Raw genomic sequence first — 22,899 nt, 5'->3', positions numbered from 1 at the left:
CCTGCAAAAAAGATCTGCGGATTTCAGTTGCCTGCCATTCCTGCTTACTATTGAGGCCCCCGGAAACCGGAGGCCTCAATGGTAAAAATACCGGTGAACTAAAAATTATAACCGGGCACGATAAGTCTTCACTTTCATCCATCCTCCTATCGTCTGGTAATTCATAATAGCCCGGTTTAATTTCTCCGTATCTTTCTGTTCCAAAGGCTCCAGTTCAATATCCTCTCCCGCTCCCTCGATTACCCGGAACTGCTCGGCCCGTTTCACCGGCGATAATATGGTCAGAATACCGTCTTCCCAATATCCCAGGCTTTGATAAGTAGCTACCAATGCCCGCGAAACATAATCCGGATCTAATATATTCTGTCCGTAAAAACGGGACTCGTAAGAGAAATGCAACAGACCGAATAAGGTCGGCATAAGATCGATTTGCGATACCAACGTATTGATTTCTCCGGGTTGTATAAATCCCGGGGCATAAATCATAGCCGGAATATGGTACTTCTCCAGGGGAATCTCTGTCTTTCCGGCACTGGAAGCACAATGGTCCGCCGTAATAACAAAAACCGTATTCTCGAACCAAGGTTGTTTTTTAGCTTCTTCAATAAACCGGCCCAAAGCATAATCGGTATATTTCACACCGCCTTTCCGGGATTTGGAATTTTCAGGAATATCGATTTTCCCGCCGGGATAGGTAAAAGGCCGGTGATTGCTGACCGTCATGATATGTGCAAAAAAAGGTTTTCCCAAAGCAGCATCCTGCCCCAACACCGACAATGCCTTCCGGTACATATCCTCATCACAAACACCCCAGATATTGGAAAAAGTAATTTCCTCCGGTGTAAAACTTTTTTTATCCACAATCTCATAGTCATTCCCCGAAAAGAAGGTTTCCATATTGTCGAAATAACTGTTTCCTCCGTAAAAATATTGTACAGAATATCCCCTTTCCTTCAACACCAACCCCGTTGAAAACAGATTTGCATTATCCGGACGCTTTATGATGCTTTGCCCGGGACTGGGCGGAATACATAAGGTCACAGCTTCCAATCCCCTCACGGTCCGGTTGCCGGCTGCGTACACTTTATTGAACACCAGACTTTCTTCCATCAACTTGTCTATATAGGGAGTAATACCGTCTGTATTACCATAACGGGATAAATAAGAAGCACTCAAACTTTCTACCGTAATCAACACCACATTTTTATGTATTTCCGGTAACGAATCCTTTATCCGGTAAGTATTACAGCGCCCGTCACTACGGTAAAACCTATTCATCATCGCCACAGCCTCATCCGCAGGTAATGTCTGGTAAAATTTATGGTAATCCAGTTCGTTATTCATAAAAGCCGCGTAAAACCGGAAAATCCCATTCGACTGTAACTCATTCACATAAACATTATCCGATGTCTGAAAAACGGTATTAAAATTCAATAGTCCGATTCCGAACAATACGCTTACGCCATATACAACGGTCACTTTCAATTTGGTAAAAAAACAGGGTAACGCACCGAATACCTTCCCGGTTTTCCGTGTCAGTACCCATGTGACAAGTGCAGATACCACAAACAAGGCCGTCATCAACGGTAACATCGGATATGACTCAAAAATATTACCGATCACTTCGGTCGTATATATCAGGTAATCTACCGCTATAAAATTATAACGCACTCCGAATTCGTTCCAGAAATAATACTCGCTCACAGCGTTCAGCAAAATCGCCGTTACGTAAATAAAAACAAGTAAATAATATTCGATCTTTCTCCACGGTTTCCGGAGTACAGGCATGAACAGCCGTAATCCGAAGCTAATGACCTTAAACCCTAAAAATCCGGCAGCGATTTTAGACGCCCCACCACCATATTCATTGAATATGGTATTGAAAAATTTCACATAACAAAACCCCAGGACCAAAGCTCCCCAGATCAAATATCCCCACGGTTTTCCGTATTTCCCTTCCGACCAGAAAATCAGATTCAGCCAGATAAAGAAACAAGCGATAATTCCGACACACAAATCGTTGGCAATCCCCAGAAAGAAGATTTCCAGCCATCCCACCAAAGGAAAAGCGACTTCCGTCTGATCATTAAACAACAATACAATCCGCAATACAAAACCGACAAGTACAGATAACCCGATTAATTTACCACATGTCGCAATAAATAAATCTTTTACACTGTTTTTTCTCATTTCACAAATCCATTAAATACGCTAAAAATTAACACAACCTTTCAATATCCTCATTATCTTTTATAAGAAGAAATCCCCCATAATAAATAAGTCAAGAGACCTATAAATTTTACAATGGCTACAAAAATAGTAATTTTCTACTCTGCATAAACGATAACTGTCAGAAATATAATCAAATATAAATATCAGGCCGGTTTTACAACACTGCGCCCCAGCCACACCGACAGAATTCCCAATGCAATACTCAACACAAAATAAGCCGTAAAATACCCCCATTGCTTGTTTTGTATCAACAAAAACATCTCATTCGAAAAAGAAGAAAACGTCGTAAAACCGCCGCAAAAACCGGTGATCAGAAAAATACTCATCTGAGCGGAAAACAAATGCATCTTTTCTGCCATACCGAAAAAAACACCGATCAGAAAACTACCGATTATATTTACAATAAAAGTGCCCCAGGGAAAAGGAAGTGAAAAAATATGATGCACCAACTTCCCTATCAGATATCGGCAGCACGAACCGATAAAGCCACCGGTCCCTACGATTAACATTGTCTTAAACATCTTTTCTTAAATCAGTATTGCATAAATCAAGGCAAAATTACACGAAAAGAATAAGAAAGACAGGATTTTCAAAGAAAGTTATAAGCAAACACCGAATTTCAGATCGTAAATTTCAGATTATCCGGACACCCGTTCCGTTATCAATTTTTTTAATCTGAAATCTACAATCTGAAATCTACAATCTAAAATTTAAAATCTAAAATCTATATGATCTATGGTCAGGCAGGTTTCACCAGGCTGCGCCCCAACCATACCAATAAAATACCCAATACGATACTCAATACCAGATAGGTTGAAAAATATCCCCAATGCTTATTTTGCAACAACAAAAACATATCGTCGGCAAAAGAAGAAAAAGTGGTAAAACCGCCGCAAAATCCGGTAATCAGAAATATATTCATATTGGTCGATATCAAATGAGCTTTCTCGGCCATTCCGAAGAAAATACCGATAACAAAGCTACCGATGATATTCACGGCAAAAGTGCCCCAGGGAAAGGGAGAAGAAAAGATGTAATGGGCCAACTTCCCCACTAAATAACGCAGGCAGGTACCGATAAAACCACCTGCTCCGGCAATAAGCATAGCTTTAAACATAGTTCTGAAATTTATAGATTAGTAATATTGTTTCTGAATGCTAAGAATCATCCGGGTTTTACGGAGTTCCCCCAGGCAGAGTTTTAAAAACCAGAGGTCCGGCGATCATTGTAACTACTCCTCCCAGAATGAGCACGCCGATGGCAACCATCAGCACCAGTTGCCCACCTCCCAAACTCAATAAAGGCGGAATAATAAAAGTAGCGATGATAGCCCCCAGCTTCCCCAAAGCCGAAGCAATCCCCTCGCCGCTGGCTCGTTCCTGAAGCGTATAAATCCGGCTGGGTAATTCGAACGTAGAAAGATGAGGACCGGCATTTAACGCCAGTTCAAACAACAAAAAGCCTCCTAACGTCACGCTTACCGGAGCCTGATAAACATATCCCAAAAGCGTAATCAGCAAACCGGCTGCACAGATAAAAAAACCCCAGGCTTGGGTACGTATCAGATTTAACCGTCTTACAATCGTCAGGCCGGCAACAAACCCCAGCAGAACAAAAATGTTAATGTAAAACGTAAAACGAAGCGATTCCACCACCCGGGGAAGGGCATTCTCTCCCTCGGGAATCAAGCCCAGGGTTAGCAGCAGAATAGGTGTAAAAATTCCGATTCCATACACCCCCATACCTTCGCATCCCCAAGGAATTCCACTGAGTACTACCCGCTTGATATTACCCCGGGCAAAGATATCCCGGTGGGAAGCTTTCGGTTGTGCCGCCTGATCTTTCTTACCGGCCAGCTCCCCGATATAAACATCCTGTCCCAGAAAATGCTTGATATTTTTCTCGGCTTCCTGTACCTTACCGTGAAGAGCCAGCCATTCGGGACTTTCCACAAACCAAAAACGGGCCATAAAGGTTATTGCGGCAAACAACGTCAAAAACAGAAATAAACGGTTCCAGATATCCGGGTTTGCGGAAATTTTCAAAACATACCAGGCCACCAGAATCATCAGGATATTTCCCAATCCCGAAGTAGCTTTAGAGACTCCCAGCATCGTACGGCGCCATTTTTTAGGCATAATTTCCGAAACATACGAAGGATCGAGTGCATAAGCACCACCGATGGCAAAGCCGATCGTGAACAAACAAATCGTCAGAACGGAAATCGAATGGCTGAAATAAATCCATAGAGAAGCACCGGCAATCATAACCGGACAGAGCCGGAAAAAAAATAAATACCCGTATTTATCACTAAGACGGCCGAAAAATAAAGACCCTAGCATGATCCCGATCAACCCCGACGCAAAAATAAACCCCTGCAACCAGGAAGACAATTCCGGATGATGTGTTATGGCAATCAACGGGGCGATAACACCTACCAGTATGGCCAAAGCTCCCCCGAAAAACTGTCCGGCAGAAGCGATGATTAAAATAAGGATATGCCTTCGGCGTAAGGGCATAGTATCCATATTGTATTTCGGCGTTTGACTTTCAACCATATTCATTTTTGATTTAGGATTTACGATTTATGATTTACGATTGACCGTTTTGCAAAGTATAAGCCGATTGTAAATCATAAACCGTAAACTACTTTATCCTTGCTGCAATATCTTTTTATCCAGATTCAGGTGTGGCAATAAGAACAACCAGGTAGCCACGCAGAACGGACCGGTTAACGTCGGAATTCCCAAGGGAGAAAAGAAAGTATCCATCCCCGCCTGAATAAATACGGTAGCAAAAATTCCCAATAAACTCCATATAGCTGTCCGCCAGTTGACCTGATAGAAGGTAATTCCGAGAGCTATACCGGTCAGGACAGGACTGAAGCCAAACAATCCATTGGCAATATCTCCTCCGTTACACTGATACAAGATGGCAACGGCCAAAGCCAAAGCAGAAGCAATGGCGGCCCAGATAGCGGCCCAATAATTACTGATAGCCAAACCGATCAGGAAAAGCAGACCGGTTACCCAGGAATTCACCAGAAAAACCTGACTGATTCCCCTCAGCCAATAAATAACCAGACTTCCGAATCCGGTATCGAATGCAGAAGAAAAATTCCCGGGAAGTTCCGGTGCCCCCAGACCGGAATCCGGCAAACCGTGCATAATACGGGCAGCCATCAATATAAACCAGGTGGTAAGCACAAAAGGAAAGGTAAACGAACTTACTTTATAGGGAGCCAGCAAATGATTCAATCCTACCATCACCCAGGTGGTCATAGAGGAAAAAACAACAATTGCCAACCACATCAAGGGTACATTCCCCAGAAAAGTCGGCAAAGCACATCCTACCAATACGCCGTTGAATCCCCACAAGCCCGCGGTTCCTTTCTCCGCCGGATACTTCAAAAGATAGCCGGTAATGGTGGACATAAATACACCTACCAAAGCTCCCCAGGCCACAGCCGGATTACCGGTTGCATAAGAGCCGTAAAAAATCCCGGCCAAAAAGAACAATCCCGTCCAGGCATTATCCTGAAACATTACCTGTCCTGTCCCTCTGCACAGGATTTTCCAAAATCCAAAAGAAAACACTTTTGGCAAAGTCACTGTTTGCGTTTCCATAGTTTACAACATTTTACTTTCACTTCTCGTTTTTCACCCTGGTTCGGTTACCTCCAGGCAAACTCTTCAGGCAAAGGTTTCCCCTTAACCTGCATCCTTACCACCGAACAAAACTGCCGGATAGCGTTTTTTACCGGAGGCGTTTCCATCCCCAATACCTTAAATATCAATCCGCAACGATTCGGCAAATAACTGATGCCGACAGCTAATCTTTGCTGATTATCAATAAAAACTTTTGTCTTCTCATAAATTTCCGCAGCCTCTTTTTCCGGAGTCAATACAATAACATTCGCAAATACATCGTAATGATGCATTGTCCCGATGCCCCGAACCGGATGTTTTTGCGGCTCGGTCACCAATTTCTCGCGGAACAGGGGAGTACCGTCGGGCCGGTGAGCCCGCGTACAAACCGAAAGCAAATCATATTCGAACAATTCCCCTTCACCGTAATACTTCCGCCCACCGGTATAAATCTCCGAATAAAATAATGTCGCAGACGGATGGATTTCTATATCCGTATCCGTAACATAACGACTGTGGCGGCAGGGGATCGTTTGCTCCGGCATATATTCCAAATAGGCATTTTCTTCCAAAACAAACGTCTGCTTCAAAGCCGAAAAATTATAAATCATCTCGGCAATCTTCGTGGCTGCCCCCGTAGAAATATAAGCATAAGCATCCTTGCGGACGGTAAACCGGTTTTCGTACCGGTCTCCGTCCACATTCGGCCCTCCTGCCGACAAGATGTATACACAGGGCATTTCGGGCATTCCCTCATCAAAATACAACTCCTGCTGTACGATGAGAGGAGCGCGTCTGTCCCAATGCCTCATGATGGACTTCTTGTCCTTATCCAATTCAAACACCAGATCCAGCAAGCCGAATTTTCCCGGCGCCCCCATCCGCATGGCTTTGGTAGGGGTCAGATAAGAACTTACTTCCCGACATTTTGCATAATCGTTCATACCTTCATTTCCTCCACTTCTTTTTTCGAAACACGGTCGAAAAGTGCCATATCCCGGATCAGAGCAACCAGTTCCTTAATCCCCTCACCGGTCATACAATTGGTAAAAACAAACGGTTTGCCCGGCCGCATCAGCTCCGAATCCCTGCGCATCACTTCCAGGTCAGCGTGTACATAAGGAGCAAGGTCCGTTTTATTGATCACCAGAATATCCGAATAAGAAATACCGGGGCCGTCCTTACGCGGAATCTTATCGCCGGCAGCAACATCGATGACATAAATAAAAAAGTCTACCAATGCCGGACTAAATGTCAATGTCAGGTTATCCCCGCCCGACTCGATCAATACGACGTCGCTATCCGGAAACTTAGCTTCCATTTCTTCTACGGCAGCAATATTCATCGAGGGATCTTCCCGGACAGCCGTATGCGGACAAGCCCCTGTCTCAACGCCGATAATCCGCTCTTCGGCCAGATATCCTTTCAGCATTTTCCGGACGTGTTTAGCGTCCTCTGTGGTAACTATATCGTTGGTAATAATTAAAACCTGCAATCCTAATTTCAAAAAATAAGGGGTAATGGCTTCTATCAGGGCTGTTTTACCGGATCCTACCGGGCCACCGACACCAATTCTGCATGTATTGCTCATAAATTCAGTTTTTAAGATTTTAAGTAAGCTAAAAATTATAATGACACATTTAAAAACTTTAATCACCTCTGTTCAAGACAGAATAAAGCCATTAAACAAGTCAACAGACTCAGTTCATAAACATTCTCATCTTTCCTTTCTCATGTAACGAAGCGACGATATCCATTTCAGGAGCAAAAGCCTGCATATCTTCGAAATTCAGTTCCTTCACGATCCTGAAATCGGCGGCAGCCTCCGTACAAAGCCGGTAAAGAATGCTTTGTGTTTCATAATGAGATACTTTTACACAACGCAAAGCTGCATTAAGTATCATATTGATGGCTCCGTATTCGATGGCCACAAACAAATCCGCTTCGGTTAAACCGTTTTGCTGGAAATAAATGGCCTGAGCCACCGGATAAGTGCCCGGCGTCTTTTCCTCGCGGATATCTTCCAACCAATCGCTCATCAACCGGTTACCGGCAATCTGCGTACAGATTTCCGCCATTTTTTTCCCCATACGGGTAAGCATCAGGCGCGCCTCCGCATTCATCTTGCATAAAATAATCTGGCGGTCGGCTTCCCGTATCATCTCGTAATTGCCGCTGGCCGCCGCCCGGTAAGCAATCAGAGCAGCAATGGCATCGCTGTAAATTGTCTGCCGGAGAGCCGTACGGGTATATTCTTCCAGACTCGGTGCGTCATATACAATTCCTTCAAATGCCGCAGTCTCCAATCCGTTTGAAAACGAAAATGTACCGACCGGGAAAGCAGAATCCGAAAATTCCAGAAGACGCATCAATCGGGTGATCTCATCTGTCATAACGTAATATTTTCAAGGTAAGATTTCAGTAGTTTGAGTGTATGATTTAATTTTTGTGCATATACCGGGAAGCATCTTGTTCCGGATGTACATGCCCGTGATCGTGCCCGTGGTCATGGCTATGCTCATGATCATGGGTAATCCCGTGGTCATGGACGTGCTCGTGGTGATGGGTAATATCTTGTGAACTCCCGCCGAAAAGCTTCCGGATTTCGTGCGGTGCCAGAAAAGGAATCACTTCCAGGCCGGATTGAAATTCATAGGTAATATCTTCAAAATGGTGAGTATCCATCACACTGGTCATTACTTTTTTATCTACCGTCAACGGTATATATAAAGTCGTCCCCTTCACTATTGCCGGCCAATGCTGATTCCCGATGGCATGTCCCAATTCGACGCAGAAACGTATGATCTCTTCCGGATTTTTTCGTACAATTTGTTGCAAATCAACGACCATCACCGGTTTCAATTCGATACGGATCACAACCGCTTTGTTTTGTGCGGCGTCATATTCGAGGATATCACCGTTTTCTATCTGACTGTGACGTTTCAACGCCACGGCATAGTCCGTTCCATCCGTACCTTTGGCAATAAAGCGGCTCTTTTGAGCAGTCCACTGATCCAGATTCAGATACTCGATTTTAGCGTTTTTTAATTTCTCTACCCAGGTAGAGTCGGTTGTCATATTTCCAATGACCTCAGAAAATATTTTCATAAAAGGTATCTTAAAGAAGAAGGGGCCCAAAAACCGGAAAAGTCAGTCTATAAAGTCCCAAAGCCGGGTTCCGATACTCCCGAAAGAGCATTGCCTGACTTGAAGGACCTTATAGACCTGTTCAGAAGATTTCCGTTTGAACCGGGCGCAACTTCATCAATGGATAAATAAATTAACTAAACCAGTAAAGTTGCCCCAGAGAGAATTTCTGTGCCGGTTTGACGTAAGCTTGCTGTCCGTCAATGAACACTTCAAAAGTCTCGGGATTAACGTCGATCTTCGGCATATTTCCATTATACACCATATGCGGTTTGCCGATCTGACGACAACCGTGTACCGGATAAACGATGCGTTGTAAACCGTATTTTTCTTTGATACCTGCATCATGAGCGACACGGGACACGAAAGAAATACAGCTCTTCGGCATGGCTGATCCGAAACTACCGTACATCGGGCGATAATAAACCGGCTGCGGCGTCGGTAAAGAGGCATTCGGGTCTCCCATATTAGCCCAGTTGATCATTCCCCCTTTAATCACTAATTTCGGTTTGGTTCCGAAGAAAGCCGGTTCCCATAAAACGAGATCGGCCATCTTACCTTTCTCGATAGAACCCAATACTTCAGAAAATCCGTAAGTAATGGCAGGATTGATCGTCAATTTGGCCAGATAACGCAATACACGGAAATTATCATTTTCAGCAGAATCTTCCGCCAATTTACCTCTCACCTGTTTCATATAGCTGGCCATCTGGAAGGCACGCATAAAGTTTTCACCCACACGCCCCATCGCCTGAGAGTCAGAAGAAACCATAGAGATCACGCCCAAATCGTGTAATATGTTCTCTGCAGCCTGAGTTTCCGGACGAACACGGCTCTCGGCAAAAGCTACGTCAGAAGGGATTTTCGGATTCAGATTGTGACATACCATAATCATGTCGAACAACTCGGCCTGCGAATTGATACCGAACGGCAAAGTCGGGTTGGTAGAGGAAGGCAGCACATTGGCCAATGAAGCCACCTTCAACAAGTCGGGGGCATGTCCGCCACCGGCACCCTCCGTATGATAAGTATGAATGGTACGTCCGTCGATGGCGGCAATCGTATCTTCCACATAACCGCCTTCATTCAGGGTATCCGTATGAATGGCCACCTGTACGTCGAATTCATCGGCTACGCCCATGGTTGCCCGGATAGCGGCAGGGGTACTTCCCCAGTCCTCATGGATCTTGAAACCACAGGCACCGGCCATCATCTGTTCCACCAAAGGCTTACGGACAGAGCAGTTTCCTTTCCCCAAAAAACCGTAATTTACAGGTAATCCGTCAATCGCCTGCAACATCCGTTTCATATTCCAGGTACCGGAAGTAATCGTCGTACCGTTCGTACCGTCAGTCGGACCGACGCCACCGCCCACCAGGGTCGTCACCCCGTTACTCAAACAATGGTAGGCCTGTTGGGGTGCAATCATATGCACATGCCCGTCGATAGCCGCCGCCGTCAAAATCAGGTGTTCGCCCGAAATGGCATCGGTAGCGGCACCCGTCACCAATTCAGGAGTCACACCTTTCATGGTATTCGGATTACCGGCTTTTCCGACACCGGCAATTTTCCCGTCTTTAATTCCGACATCGGCTTTAATAACTCCCAGTATCGGGTCGATAATCGTCACATTGGTAATCACCAGATCGAGTGTACCTCCTTCGGCTGTCGTCGTATTTGCCAATCCCATCCCGTCACGCAGCGTCTTACCGCCTCCGTAAACTATCTCATCCCCGTATACACACAGGTCTTTTGTAATCTCTACATACAGATCGGTATCTCCCAAACGGATTTTATCACCTACAGTAGGGCCGTAAAGGTCGTTATATTGTTGTCTTGATATTGTTGCCATAATTATTTCTTTTTTTGATTCTTTTTCTGAAGATCAGCTTCAGCGGCTGCTTCATCTATGATTTTAAAACCCAAATTTTTTGCATTCTCGATCGCCAGTATCCGTTTCGGGAAATAGGTCGGTGCATCTTCATCACCTGTAAAGCCCTGTACCAAACCGTTGAATCCCATCACATACTGCTTTCCGGAATAAGCAACAACTTCTACCTCTTTCTCTTCGCCCGGCTCAAACCGGACAGCCGTCGTTGCCGGTATGTTCAAATGACATCCGAATGCTTTCCCCCGGTCGAACTCCAGATAACGGTTTACTTCAAAAAAATGGAAATGCGAGCCTACCTGGATCGGACGATCACCGGTATTATGAACGACCAGTTTCGCAGTATACCGCCCTTCATTATACGTGATAGGGTCTGCACTCAATATTTCTCCTCCGACGCCTACATGCTGCTTCGGAGTAAAACCCGGTGTAATCGGTGCCTGTTTCGGAGCACCCGCTTTACTCATATCTGCCATAATCTTTGTTATTTAATAGGTTGATGAATACTTACCAAACGGCTGCCGTCGGTAAAAACTGCTTCGACCTGAATCAGAGAGATCATGTCAGCCACTCCCTCCATCACATCGTCTTTTGTCAATACTTTCGTGGAATCGGTCATAACCTGTTCCAATGTTTTTCCTTCACGGGCACCTTCTAAGGCCGCAGAACTGATGTAAGCGACAGCTTCGGGATAATTCAGCTTCAACCCTTTTTCTTTGCGCCGTGCAGCGATTGCTCCTAACGATAACAGCATTAGCTTGTCAATCTCCTTTGGTGTTAAATGCATAGTTTTCGGTTTTAATAGTTAAAAAATAATTTTTCCAGCAACGAAAGGAATTTATTTCCCTCCGACTTTAACACGAGAACTACGCTGAAAAACGAAAGTTGTTACAAATCCGGCCGGATTATTAACTTATTTATACTACGTTAACCTAAGAATTATCAGGGAAAACATCCGCTACTCCGATTCATAAAATACCTACCGATAGAAAACCGCTTGCAAATAGTAAAACATTGAGAAAATACATTCAATTAAATATCCGGAATCATTCTCCGGATTTATGACCGTTTCATCCGAAATCCCCTGTAATTTGAAACAAACGGATAGGCAATCCGTTACAAGCAAAATAAACGAAACGAAAAGCAAATGGACAAAAAAACACAACAGCATATCCGGTATCTGTTGAAAACACCGGGTATCTACCTATCGGAACACGGGACTTTCCTGTCTGGCAACATTGCCAGGGGAGGCGTGATAGAAACTATCAGCAGGAAAGCCATCTCGCCTCTCGCATCGCAGATCACCCTGCACGACAAGCGCTGTATATTTTTTCCTTGCTATCCTACTCTCGCCATCCCCCGGAACAACGCATTCCTTTATCAAAGCGATCCGACAAAGACTCCGTTTCTATTTTCGTACCGGCCCAAACCTACCGGTAAATCCCCTTTTACCTCCCCGGGAAATCTCCCGAGGCCGGTACAGATAATTCCCTGGAGCCGATTCGACCGTTCCTTTTGAAGTAAATAAATAACATTGCCGGAAGCCCGAAATGTAATGTCGATATACATTGTAAATTTCAGATTGTAAATTTTAAATTATCTGGCAACCTGATTTGTCGTCAGATTCTTTTCATCTAAAATCTGCAATTAAAACGTTCGCCTCCCGACACAATCCAAATATGCAATGAAATATACAGCCATTATTATATGGCTGACGTTATGGGTTTGCCATAATGCCAGCTACGGACAGGAGCAGAAAGCAGACACAGCCCTGGTATTACAGGAAGCAGTCGTTACCGGAAACCGTACTCTGGTGAACCGGAACAACGTCCCGATGAACATCACCGTCGTCGGACGTAATGAAATTGAAAACAGCAGCGAATCGGCCCTTTTACCGGTACTTTCCGAACGGGTGCCCGGTCTGTTCGTTTCCGAACGGGGTATCACCGGATTCGGTGTAGCCAGCGGAGCAGCCGGAGGTATCTCGATCCGCGGCATAGGCGGATCTCCCAACACCCAAATGCTGGTACTCATCGACGGCCATCCTCAATTTATGGGATTAATGGGACATCCCCTCCCCGACGCCTATGTCGCCTCCGATGTCGAGCGTGTGGAGGTTGTTAGAGGTCCCGCCTCTATTCTTTACGGTACCAATGCGATGGGAGGCGTTATCAATATCATCACGCGCAAACAAAACCGGGAAGGTTTTTCACTGAATGCCCGGGCCATGGGAGGAAGTTACAACACCCAGAAATACATGGCCAATATCGGAGGCCGTAAAGGTCGTGTAGATGCCTATGCCTCCGTCAACCACGACCGGACAGACGGCGATCGGGAAAACTCGAAATTCCATATTACCAATGGATTTGCCAACGCAGGATTACGCCTCTCCGAACACTTCCGGTTTCGCGCCGATATCAGCGTCGCCGGCTATGTAGCGGAAAATCCGGGCATGATCACGAAACCCATGTTCGACAACACAGTAGATGTCCTCCGGGGAATGACTTCGGCATCCCTTGAGAATGAATTCCGGCACCTGAACGGAGCCCTGGCTTTTTTCTACAATTGGGGCGATCACAATATCAACGACGGATACACCACCGGCGGCAAACCGCTGGACTACCGCTACCGCTCACGCGACAACGCCTATGGACTACTCTTCTACCAAATCGTAAGACCCTGGCAAGGGAATATGGTTACACTCGGTTTCGATTATAAATCATATGGCGGTAAAGCCTGGAACCGCTTTCTGAATCACGCCCCCGATAAAATCATGGTCGATACCTCCTCCTACGATCTGGGCGGATATGCCATCATGCAACAAAATCTTTTCAAGGATCGGCTGACGTTAAATGCCGGAGGCCGCCTAGAGCACAATAAATCTTACGGCAACAAATGGATTCCGCAAATCGGATTAGCTATACGTCCTACCGAAAATTTCGTCATCAAATCCAGTTTTTCCAAAGGATTCCGCAACCCGACCATCCGCGAAATGTTTATGTGGGCACCTGCCAATCCCAACCTGAAACCGGAAGAGATGACCAATTATGAAGTAGTACTGGAACATTATCTTTTCAAACGCAGCCTTTACCTGGAAGTTTCCGGCTTTATTGCCGACGGGAAGAACCTGATTCAAACCCAAATCATCAACAACAAACCCATGAATGTCAATACAGGCAGCTTCAAAAACAAAGGGATTGAAGTAGCAATGCAAGCCGACCTTTCCGGTAAATTCAGCCTTAGCGGAAACTATTCATGGCTTTATATGAAAATCCCGGTATTGAATGCTCCTGAACGCCAGCTTTACGTCAATGCCAACTTCCATACCCCCAAGTGGCAGGTTAACATCGGCTATCAATACATCAACGGCTTATATCTGGTCACCGGGAAAAATGCCAGACAGGAAGACTATGGCCTGCTGAATGCCAAGGTATCCTACAAACTGTTCCCGGCAATGACGATCTTTGCCAAAGGGGAAAACCTCACCCGGGAAAAATACCAGATATTAGACGGCTATCCTATGCCCGGAGCCATCTTCTTCGGAGGTTTGCATTTATCCATTAACCGTTAAAATCCGAATCATGAGACATAAGCTATTTTTATTGGGAATCATCTTATCACTCACGCTTACCGCATTCGCCCATTCCGGGAAACCCCGTATGTACGCAATTGTCGATACCGACTGTGCTGCCGATGATTTACGTACCCTCTGCATGTTGCTGGGGGACCATGACATCGAAATACTGGCGATCACCACCTCGGAAGGTGCCCTTACACCGCAACAGGGATACCGGAAAGTAAAAGCCCTCCTGAATGATTTTTACCATCAGGGAATTCCGGTCGCCCCAGGCAGGGAAGTACATGCCCCTGCTCCCGAATGGCGGCATATTGCCCGGGCAATTCCGTGGGGAGACAGTGTGCCCGCCGATATGCCCGAACTGACAGCCGAAGAATTGCTGATAAGAACCATCGGGAACGAAAAGAAACCGGTAACCCTGATATGCCTAGGGGCACTGACGAATATCAGTGACGCCCTGACAACCGATCCCCGTCTGAAAGAAAAAATCGAACGCCTGGTTTGGTATAACAGCGGCGCCAGTCCCATAAGCGGAATAAATTATGAAACGGACCCGGAAGCTGCCCGGAAAGTCATGGACAGCGGGATCAACATGCTGCTCGTCTCCTCTGCCGATCAGGCATCGGCGCCGGTAGACAGGCAATTCCTCACCGAGCTGGGTTATCTCCAAAATTCCCGGTATGCTCAGAAAGTCGCCGAAACACACGCCATTCCTCCGCTCCGGGAATTAATACGGGACGAACACCTCCGCATCTGGGACGAACTGACCGTACTGGCACTCAATTCACCGCAACTTTTCAACAAAGACAGCCTTTCTCCCGCAATCGAATGGTACAGCATAGACGTTCCCCGGAAAATACGCCCCATCGAACAGCAAATACTGGCTGTTTATCAGGGACCAGAAAACACCGAAGGAAAAGTATTCTACCATTTCCCCCTCGATGAAGGTTATTATATCCGCGACATTATGCCGATTATCGGACGGGCCGTTCAACGTTACGGATTAAGTGAATTCCGGGCTGCCGTTCTGACCAACGAATTACACGGACATCTCGGTATATTCGCCACCGTCGGCGTGAAAATGGGAATTCGGGCCCGGGAATATTTCGATATCGGCGTCGACGACATGCACGTCACCACTTATGCCGGTAACCGGCCCCCGGTAAGTTGCCTCAATGACGGCCTGCAAGTCAGTACCGGAGGCACTCTCGGACACGGACTGATTACAGTTGCCGAAGTAAAAGCCGGCGACACACGACCGGAGGCCACCTTTACATTCAAGAATAAAAAAGTCACCCTCCGGCTGAAACCCGAATACGAACGCCGTGTACGGGAAGACCTGAAAAAAGGGGTCGAAACCTACGGAGCGGATACAGAAGCCAATTGGCAATATGTCCGTGCTCTGGCCATACAATACTGGCTCGACTGGGACCGCCACGAGATTTTCGATATCCTTTGAAACACCTTCAATAAAGTCACGCTTGCGCTTTTACCGCTTCTGAATAGCAAATTCAAGCGTTATCGGAATTTATTTATTATTCATAAAACCGAGTGAAATGCAACTAAAATACAGCCTTATAACAACTCTATCTGCCCTGCTTTTATCAGGACTCTATCTTGGGACATACGCCCGCACCGAAACGGTCGATACAACCCTGGTCCTGCATGAAGTCGTCGTAACGGGTTCCCGCACAGAACGTCCGGTGACCCAAAGTCCGGGAAGTATCAGTATCGTCAGCCCTGTACTTCTCCGGAATACGCCGGCACAAAGTGTCGACGACATCCTGACGATGATCTCCGGTGTCAATACCACCCGTTCGGACGGTATCAGTAATATGCACACCAATGTCAGTATCCGCGGACTTGCCGGAGACGAGCAAGGACGTACCTTAGTACTTTTCGACGGCATTCCGATCAATACGTCCGATGAAGGAGGCGTCAACTGGAACAGTCTCCACATGGACAACATCCAGCGGATCGAAGTATTCAAAGGTCCCGGCTCCTCGCTCTACGGCAATAACGCTATGGGAGGAGTCATCAACATCATCAGCAAAAAACCGTTCTCCCCGTTCTCTGTCAATGCCTCCGGGAGTTACGGCTCCCTGAACACCTGGAAAACCAATCTGGGTATTTCAAGCCGGGTCAATGACAAGTTTTCCGTTTTCCTTTCCGGCTATTACAACAAAAGCGACGGTTTTAACAATGTCCCCGACAGCCTGCGGACCAACCCGGACTACAGCGTAGCCCGCTTTGTAAAAGAAGGCGGCTTATACGCCAAAATCTTATACAGTCCTACCGCACTCTTCAACATCGATCTGGCCTATGACCTTTACAAAGACAAACGGGGAGAAGGTGAAAAAATCCAAGCTCCGGACGGGGAATACCGTCACTTCAACCACCACAGGGTACAAGGCCGCTTCTACGGTGAAAAAGGTAAATTTTCCTACAACGCAGCTCTTTACTTCCAACGCCAGGACTATTTCAAACTCGACGAACGGATGAAAAACTCGGATTACCAGCGATTCGATGTCAAATCCCACCGTGACGACTGGGGTGCCATCATGCACCTCAGACTGTCCGGTAAATTCAACGACCTGGTCATAGGCAGCGAATTCAAAAACGGCAGCATCGACGGCGGTGACCATTATGTTACCTCTCCCGATAAGGTACTCAACCGGGGTACAATCCGTATCATCTCCGTATTTGCACAAGACGAACTGAGTCTTCTGAACAAGAAAATCTGGTTACAAATGGCTTTACGCTACGACAATGCTTATTTTCACAAAGGCTGGTTCGAGGCCATCGGCGAAAATGTCTCCGACTTTAACACCTACAACGGGAAATTGAAAAACAACCGTTGGGAACATTTCTCCCCCCGGATAGCCTTACGCTATAACCCAACCGAAACCATATCCGCTTACATTTCTTATTCCCAGGGATTCCGGGCTTCCATTTTGGACGATCTCTGCCGTTCGGGATGGATGTGGGTCGGCCCTAAAATTGCCAACCCCGACCTCGGACCCGAACAGATCGATAATTACGAAATCGGCGGAACCTTCCGGCTCACCGGCACCCTGTCCTTCTCCCCTTCATTTTATTACGCCAAAGGAAAAGATTTCCTGTATTATGTCGCCACCGGAGAAAAAATGTGGGGCAAACGGGACATTTTCCAACGCCGGAATATCTCCAAAGTGGATGTCAAGGGAATAGAAGCCGACTTAAACTACACTCCTGTCAACAACCTGAAAATCAACCTCAATTATTCATACAACGACGCTAAAATCAAAGATTTCAAAGAGCAGCCCGAATTAAACGACAAACTGTTGACATATGCCCCTAAACACCAGGTCAAAGGCTATATTCTCTGGACGGGCGGTATTGTCGATGCCATGTTTCGCGGACGCTATAAATCCAAACAATATACCTCCGAAGACAACTCCACTGCCATTAAGGGATTTGCGATATGGGATGCCCAGCTATCCAAATGGCTTTTCCGCCACCGTCTGTACGTCAGCGGGGAGATCATCAATATATTCAACAACCGGCACATGAACACCAAAGAGTATATGTCTGCCGGCAGACTGATGAATATCAAGCTGGCTGTCAATATAAACCGGTAAATGCAATAACCGGAAATCCGGAAATCTGAAAATAACCTCCCAGCACCGATAACCGGTTTATATTCACATTTCCGGATTTTCATTCAAACCGATACAATGAAAATATACTGTTACATTCTTTGCGTACTGCTTTGCGGTTCCTGCGGTACACGGCCCGATAAACACCCAAATACCGGCCGGGTCATTACCGATGCACTGCAAAGGGAAGTTGTCCTGCCCGATTCCATTCAAAGAATCGTCTGTATCCGGGCTTCGGCGATCCGTCTGGTCACCTATGCCGGAGGAGCCCCTTTTATCTGTGGAGTTGAAGAGCAGGAAACCCGGGACAACTGCTTCACCCACCTGTTCGCCCACCCGGAATTGAGACAAAAACCGATCATCGGCCCATCTATGGGAGGCGATCCGGAACTGATTATGGCCGCCCGGCCGGATGTAATCTTTATGTCGACCACAACGGCCGGAGATGCCGATGCCTTACAGCAACGTACCGGAATACCTGTATTTACGATAGAGTACGGAGACATCGGCCGCAACCGGCAAACATTTTACAACTCTTTGCGCTCCATAGGCGAAGTGTTGGGCACCACCCGGCAAGTAGACAGCCTGATCCGCTATACCGATCGTCAGATTGCCGAACTGGGGCAACGGGCACAATCTTCCGGCAAATCCCCCCGTATTTATGTCGGAGGCATTTCCTACAAAGGACAAAAAGGCATTACGTCCACCGATCCTTACTATGCCGCATTCGATTTTTTAAAAACCGATAATGTAGCCTCCGTAATCGACTCAGCCTACATATCTCCCATCACAGGAACGTATATCGACTGGGAACAGCTGGCAGACTGGAATCCGCAGGTAATTTTCGTCGATACCGACGGCTGGCCGCTCGTGCAGGAAGACTTTAAAACACGTAAAAGCCTGAACCGGTTGTTAACGGCTTACCGGGACCGGCAAATCTATACCCTGTGGCCGTACAACAACAACCACACCAACTTCGAGGTAATGCTCATCAATGCCTGGAATGCCGGTAAAGTGCTTTTTCCGGAACAATTTACCGATATTGACGTAACAGACAAAGCAAACGAAATTCTGACCATGTTCGTCGGTAGCCCCGTAGCAGACAGCCTTGTCCGGAATTGGGGCGACTACCGAAACGTATTCGGTACAGAAAAGAACACGTTGAATGATATGACAGATCTTTGATCCGCCGAATCGGAAAGAACTGTGGGTTCTTCAATCGGAAATCAAAATAAAACCTGTATTTACCAGAGCCTATGGACAATGAAATTTTAATACAATACAAAAAATACCGGATCCGCAACGCACGCTTTATCGTTATCCTGCTGGTGCTGCTGGCCGCCATCGCCCTGATCGCCCTGATCGCCGGCTCTCACCAGATCGGCTGGTCCGATTTATGGGCCTTGGTAAGAGGCGAAGGTATCGAAATGAACCGGCAGATCATTCTCAACATCCGCCTCCCCAGAATCCTGGCGACAATTGTCACCGGCATCATCCTGTCCATATCCGGAGCAATCATGCAGATTCTGTTACGCAACCCCCTGGCCTCTCCTTACACTCTGGGAATATCCAATGCCGCCGCTTTCGGAGCCTCCTTCGGAATTGTTTTTCTGGGGGCCGGAACGGGCATCGCCCGTTCATCCGACCTCTTTATGATCACCAATCCCTACATTGTCACAATCTCCGCTTTTCTGGGAAGCCTGCTGGGATTGGCCATAATCCTGCTCATCATCAAAATCAGACAAGCCTCCGTCGAAACGATCATCCTTTCGGGAGTCATCATCAATTCGCTTTTCGGCGCCGGTATTGCCGTCATGCAATATGTTGCCAACAACGTTCAACTGGCCTCCATCGTCTTCTGGAACTTCGGCGACCTGGGACGCAGCGATTGGAGCAAACTGGTTTTCCTGATCATCGTCCTGCTACCCGCCCTGATTTATTTCTATTACAAGCGATGGGACTATAAAGTGCTGGGCTCCGGCGACGATTATGCCCAAAGCATGGGCGTCCGTCCGCAACGCATTCGCGTCGTCGGTCTGGTCGTTACCTCGCTGATTACAGCCGTTGCCGTCTCTTTTTTCGGCGTTATCGCTTTTGTCGGACTTGTGGTTCCACACATCGTCCGTAAATTTATCGGCGACAACGAAGAATTTCTGATCACCGGATCGGCCGTATTCGGCGGTATGTTCCTGCTCCTTTGCGACACGGTAGCCCGGACGGTCATCTCCCCCGTTATTCTTCCCGTAGGCATATTGACCTCATTCCTGGGAGTACCTTTATTCCTGTTCCTTTTAACCCGAAAAAAAGTATGATGCACCTTAAAGTCGACGACATATCGTTCAGCTACACCGGCTTCAAAGCCCTGAAACACATCTCCTTCGAAGTCCAATCGGGAGATATGCTGGCCATTATCGGACAAAACGGTTCCGGCAAAAGCACCCTGCTGAAATGCCTCAACCGCATACTGAAAATCAATGAGGGCCTGATTTCCATCGGACATATTCCGCTGAAAGAGTATTCTCCGAAAAGATTATCGCGCACCGTCGCCTACATCCCGCAATCTGAAGAAATTGTCGGCGGCATCAGCGTATTCGATACCGTATTACTCGGACGCAAACCCTACATCCACAGCAAACCGACAACGGCCGATATGGAACTGGTAGCCGGCTTGCTTACCCGGCTTGAACTGGAGGCTGTTGCCATGCGCCACCTCAACACCCTCAGCGGCGGTCAGCAGCAACGCGTTTACATCGCTCGCGCCCTGGCACAACAACCGTCCATATTATTGCTGGACGAACCCATCGCCAACCTGGACATCAACCACCAGATGAAAGTGATGAAACTCTTACAACAACTGGCAGGGGAAGGCATGACGATTATCATCACCATACACGATATCAATATGGCCGCCCGCTTCTGTAACAAAGCCCTGATGCTGAAACAAGGCAACGTATTTGCATCGGGACTCCAATCCGTCTACACCCCCGAAAACATCGAAAACCTATACGACATTCAGGTAGATGTATTACACCACAAAAACTGTATCTGTATCATCCCTCAATAACCGTAATCATTATGAACCCATTACATTTTATCACTAACCTTTTACCCTGTTTTACTATGATCGTATTAGAACCCATCGGTTTCGTACACAACGCATGTACCACCAGCCAGACTCCTGAAGTCATCAAACAAGAAGTATCGGAAATAGAAATTCTCCCGGAATATGCGGAAGGTTTACAGGACATCGAGCAGGCCGAATATATCGACCTGGTCTTCACTTTCCACCATGAAAAACGGACCGAGCTCACCACCAGAATACGGACCGGTGAAACCAAAGGCATCTTTGCCTCCCGTTCCCCCAGACGTCCCAACCACATAGGCATCACCACGGTCAAACTGGTTCAGCGGGAAGGCAATAAACTGTACGTTAAAGGCGCCGACGCATTAGACGGTTCCCCGGTCATAGATATAAAATATTGCGACACCTCCGTCTTCGATCAGCAAAGTATACACCAAACCATCCAGGCCGATTCGCCCCGGATCGATATTGTCCGTAACATTCTGGCAAACAACACCAAAGAACTTCTGCTAAAAGCAGCACAACTACACGGCCACATCTGTCCGGGTCTGGCCCTGGGCGTGCTGGGGGCAACCCGGGTTATGCAATGCCTGTACAACAATCAGGAAGATCCCGGAGATTATACCCTTACCGCAGAAATGCAAAATTGCCCGGTCGACGGTGTTCTGTTCGTCACCGGCTGCACCCCGGGCACCCGTCGCTACCTGCAAGGCCCACCCGAAAATATGTGTTTTTACCTCAAAAATAAAGCCGGCAAAGGCTGGAAAGTCAGCTTCAAACCGAACAACCGGGAATACATGAGCGAGCACCTCCCCGCCAACCTATCCCCCATTGAAAAAGGCTTCGCCACCCTACAACTATCCCCGGACGAATTATTCACCATCGAAGAACTGGATTAAAACCGGCAACGGCCTTTCTCTTGCCTATACGGTCGGTAAAAGCAGAGCGAAGCAAAGGAATACAGAATTGTAGATTTACGATTGCAGATTTTAAATGAAATGAATTCGACAACAAATCAGGTTGCCCAATAATTTAAAATCTGCAATTGTAAAAGTATAATTAAAAATCTATTCCCACAGATAAACGAAAACTATTGTCCCAAAGATAGGTATTCCGGGAATGTGACACGAAATAAGCCGCGTCCAGATGAATACGCATAAAACGGATCCCGGTTTCGAAAGTAGTGTATTTACGCTGCAATCCCGCCTTCCTTTCATTAAATAGCCCACACGTCCATACACCATCTCCTGGAAACCGTATTCAAATCCGACTTTCCAAAAAATACGGTTGATTTCTCTGTCTGAAAACAAAGCGCCAATATTTCCGGGCAATGAATGATCACGATCCTCTTCTTTCAAAGAAACCAGATATTTTCCGCCTTCCAATCCCACAGATAACTGGTAACATCTCCGAAAAACACCGGTCAAACTGATACCTATCTTCAACTCTGAAGGTAAAAAAGCTTGTCGTCAGTACCGTAATTTATTTTATTGCCGACATTGGTCGCTTTTCGGTAACAATAACCTTTCCTATTGTATCCATAGTTTAATTAGAATAAATTCAAAAAGTAATAATCGCTTTTGACGCGACTTTTGCAATAACACTCAGTCATATAGATCGGATAAAGATGATCCGCCCATCTTGTATCCGTCCCGTAACATACGGGATTACGCTCATTGATAAGATTA

20 protein-coding genes are annotated in these 22,899 nt (G+C 46.6%); 8 read left to right on the top strand and 12 right to left on the bottom strand.

Features of this window, described 5'->3' with window-relative positions; genetic code table 11:
* Nucleotides 1-105: 105 nt before the first annotated feature.
* From BN8908_RS17385 to BN8908_RS17330, 12 genes are all read right to left on the bottom strand, one after another.
* Complete coding sequence (locus BN8908_RS17385) at nucleotides 106-2,190, bottom strand: LTA synthase family protein (protein WP_068691886.1); 2,085 nt, start codon at nucleotides 2,188-2,190, stop codon at nucleotides 106-108.
* 185 nt (nucleotides 2,191-2,375) lie between these two features.
* Nucleotides 2,376-2,753 carry a fluoride efflux transporter CrcB gene (gene crcB / locus BN8908_RS17380; protein WP_068691884.1) on the bottom strand — a complete coding sequence of 126 codons (378 nt, stop codon included), beginning with the start codon at nucleotides 2,751-2,753 and terminating at the stop codon, nucleotides 2,376-2,378.
* 218 nt (nucleotides 2,754-2,971) lie between these two features.
* Nucleotides 2,972-3,349, bottom strand: a complete 378-nt coding sequence (crcB, locus tag BN8908_RS17375; RefSeq protein ID WP_021986619.1) for a fluoride efflux transporter CrcB — start codon at nucleotides 3,347-3,349, stop codon at nucleotides 2,972-2,974.
* A 58-nt stretch (nucleotides 3,350-3,407) separates the two neighbouring features.
* On the bottom strand, nucleotides 3,408-4,790 hold the full coding sequence (locus BN8908_RS17370) for an MFS transporter (protein ID WP_068692435.1): 1,383 nt from the start codon (nucleotides 4,788-4,790) through the stop codon (nucleotides 3,408-3,410).
* Between the two features lie 93 nt (nucleotides 4,791-4,883).
* The gene (gene yut, locus BN8908_RS17365) at nucleotides 4,884-5,858 is read right to left on the bottom strand and encodes an urea transporter (protein ID WP_021986621.1); all 975 of its coding nucleotides are present in this window, start codon (nucleotides 5,856-5,858) and stop codon (nucleotides 4,884-4,886) included.
* Between the two features lie 47 nt (nucleotides 5,859-5,905).
* Nucleotides 5,906-6,823: an urease accessory protein UreD gene (locus BN8908_RS17360; RefSeq protein WP_021986622.1), complete on the bottom strand. Its 918-nt coding sequence runs from the start codon at nucleotides 6,821-6,823 to the stop codon at nucleotides 5,906-5,908.
* On the bottom strand, nucleotides 6,820-7,470 hold the full coding sequence (ureG, locus tag BN8908_RS17355) for an urease accessory protein UreG (protein WP_021986623.1): 651 nt from the start codon (nucleotides 7,468-7,470) through the stop codon (nucleotides 6,820-6,822). The genes BN8908_RS17360 and ureG overlap by 4 nt, the downstream gene beginning before the upstream one ends.
* A gap of 109 nt (nucleotides 7,471-7,579) precedes the next feature.
* Nucleotides 7,580-8,272, bottom strand: a complete 693-nt coding sequence (locus BN8908_RS17350) for an urease accessory protein UreF (RefSeq protein WP_068691882.1) — start codon at nucleotides 8,270-8,272, stop codon at nucleotides 7,580-7,582.
* A gap of 46 nt (nucleotides 8,273-8,318) precedes the next feature.
* A complete protein-coding gene (locus BN8908_RS17345; RefSeq protein WP_021986625.1) occupies nucleotides 8,319-8,987 on the bottom strand; it encodes an urease accessory protein UreE in 669 nt (222 codons plus the stop codon).
* Between the two features lie 172 nt (nucleotides 8,988-9,159).
* Complete coding sequence (locus BN8908_RS17340; protein WP_021986626.1) at nucleotides 9,160-10,878, bottom strand: urease subunit alpha; 1,719 nt, start codon at nucleotides 10,876-10,878, stop codon at nucleotides 9,160-9,162.
* A gap of 2 nt (nucleotides 10,879-10,880) precedes the next feature.
* A complete protein-coding gene (locus tag BN8908_RS19205; RefSeq protein ID WP_021986627.1) occupies nucleotides 10,881-11,390 on the bottom strand; it encodes an urease subunit beta in 510 nt (169 codons plus the stop codon).
* Nucleotides 11,391-11,398: 8 nt separating this feature from the next.
* Nucleotides 11,399-11,701 carry an urease subunit gamma gene (locus BN8908_RS17330; RefSeq protein ID WP_021986628.1) on the bottom strand — a complete coding sequence of 101 codons (303 nt, stop codon included), beginning with the start codon at nucleotides 11,699-11,701 and terminating at the stop codon, nucleotides 11,399-11,401.
* Between the two features lie 360 nt (nucleotides 11,702-12,061).
* On the opposite strand from BN8908_RS17330, the gene BN8908_RS18655 reads away from it, so the two are divergent.
* The 8 genes from BN8908_RS18655 to tsaA all read left to right on the top strand — a co-directional run bounded on the left by BN8908_RS18655 (nucleotide 12,062) and on the right by tsaA (nucleotide 22,110).
* Nucleotides 12,062-12,433, top strand: a complete 372-nt coding sequence (locus tag BN8908_RS18655; protein ID WP_147379514.1) for a hypothetical protein — start codon at nucleotides 12,062-12,064, stop codon at nucleotides 12,431-12,433.
* 165 nt (nucleotides 12,434-12,598) lie between these two features.
* Nucleotides 12,599-14,485, top strand: coding sequence for a TonB-dependent receptor (locus tag BN8908_RS17315; RefSeq protein WP_068691875.1), 1,887 nt, complete (start codon nucleotides 12,599-12,601; stop codon nucleotides 14,483-14,485).
* Nucleotides 14,486-14,495: 10 nt separating this feature from the next.
* A complete protein-coding gene (locus BN8908_RS17310; RefSeq protein ID WP_021986631.1) occupies nucleotides 14,496-15,950 on the top strand; it encodes a nucleoside hydrolase in 1,455 nt (484 codons plus the stop codon).
* 97 nt (nucleotides 15,951-16,047) lie between these two features.
* Nucleotides 16,048-18,111, top strand: coding sequence for a TonB-dependent receptor (locus BN8908_RS17305; RefSeq protein WP_021986632.1), 2,064 nt, complete (start codon nucleotides 16,048-16,050; stop codon nucleotides 18,109-18,111).
* Nucleotides 18,112-18,207: 96 nt separating this feature from the next.
* Nucleotides 18,208-19,314, top strand: a complete 1,107-nt coding sequence (locus BN8908_RS17300) for an ABC transporter substrate-binding protein (protein ID WP_021986633.1) — start codon at nucleotides 18,208-18,210, stop codon at nucleotides 19,312-19,314.
* Between the two features lie 71 nt (nucleotides 19,315-19,385).
* Nucleotides 19,386-20,441 (top strand): FecCD family ABC transporter permease, encoded by a 1,056-nt coding sequence (locus BN8908_RS17295; protein WP_068691873.1) that lies wholly within the window; start codon nucleotides 19,386-19,388, stop codon nucleotides 20,439-20,441.
* Complete coding sequence (locus BN8908_RS17290; RefSeq protein WP_082989305.1) at nucleotides 20,438-21,193, top strand: ABC transporter ATP-binding protein; 756 nt, start codon at nucleotides 20,438-20,440, stop codon at nucleotides 21,191-21,193. The genes BN8908_RS17295 and BN8908_RS17290 overlap by 4 nt, the downstream gene beginning before the upstream one ends.
* Before the next feature lie 56 nt (nucleotides 21,194-21,249).
* Entirely contained in the window at nucleotides 21,250-22,110 is an 861-nt protein-coding gene (gene tsaA / locus BN8908_RS17285; protein ID WP_235837457.1) for a tRNA (N6-threonylcarbamoyladenosine(37)-N6)-methyltransferase TrmO, read from the top strand.
* Nucleotides 22,111-22,899: the final 789 nt, after the last annotated feature.

The sequence above is a fragment of the Culturomica massiliensis genome (genome assembly GCF_900091655.1).
Classification (GTDB): Bacteria; Bacteroidota; Bacteroidia; order Bacteroidales; family Marinifilaceae; genus Culturomica; species Culturomica massiliensis.
This window is presented reverse-complemented; position numbering and strand designations above follow the sequence as displayed.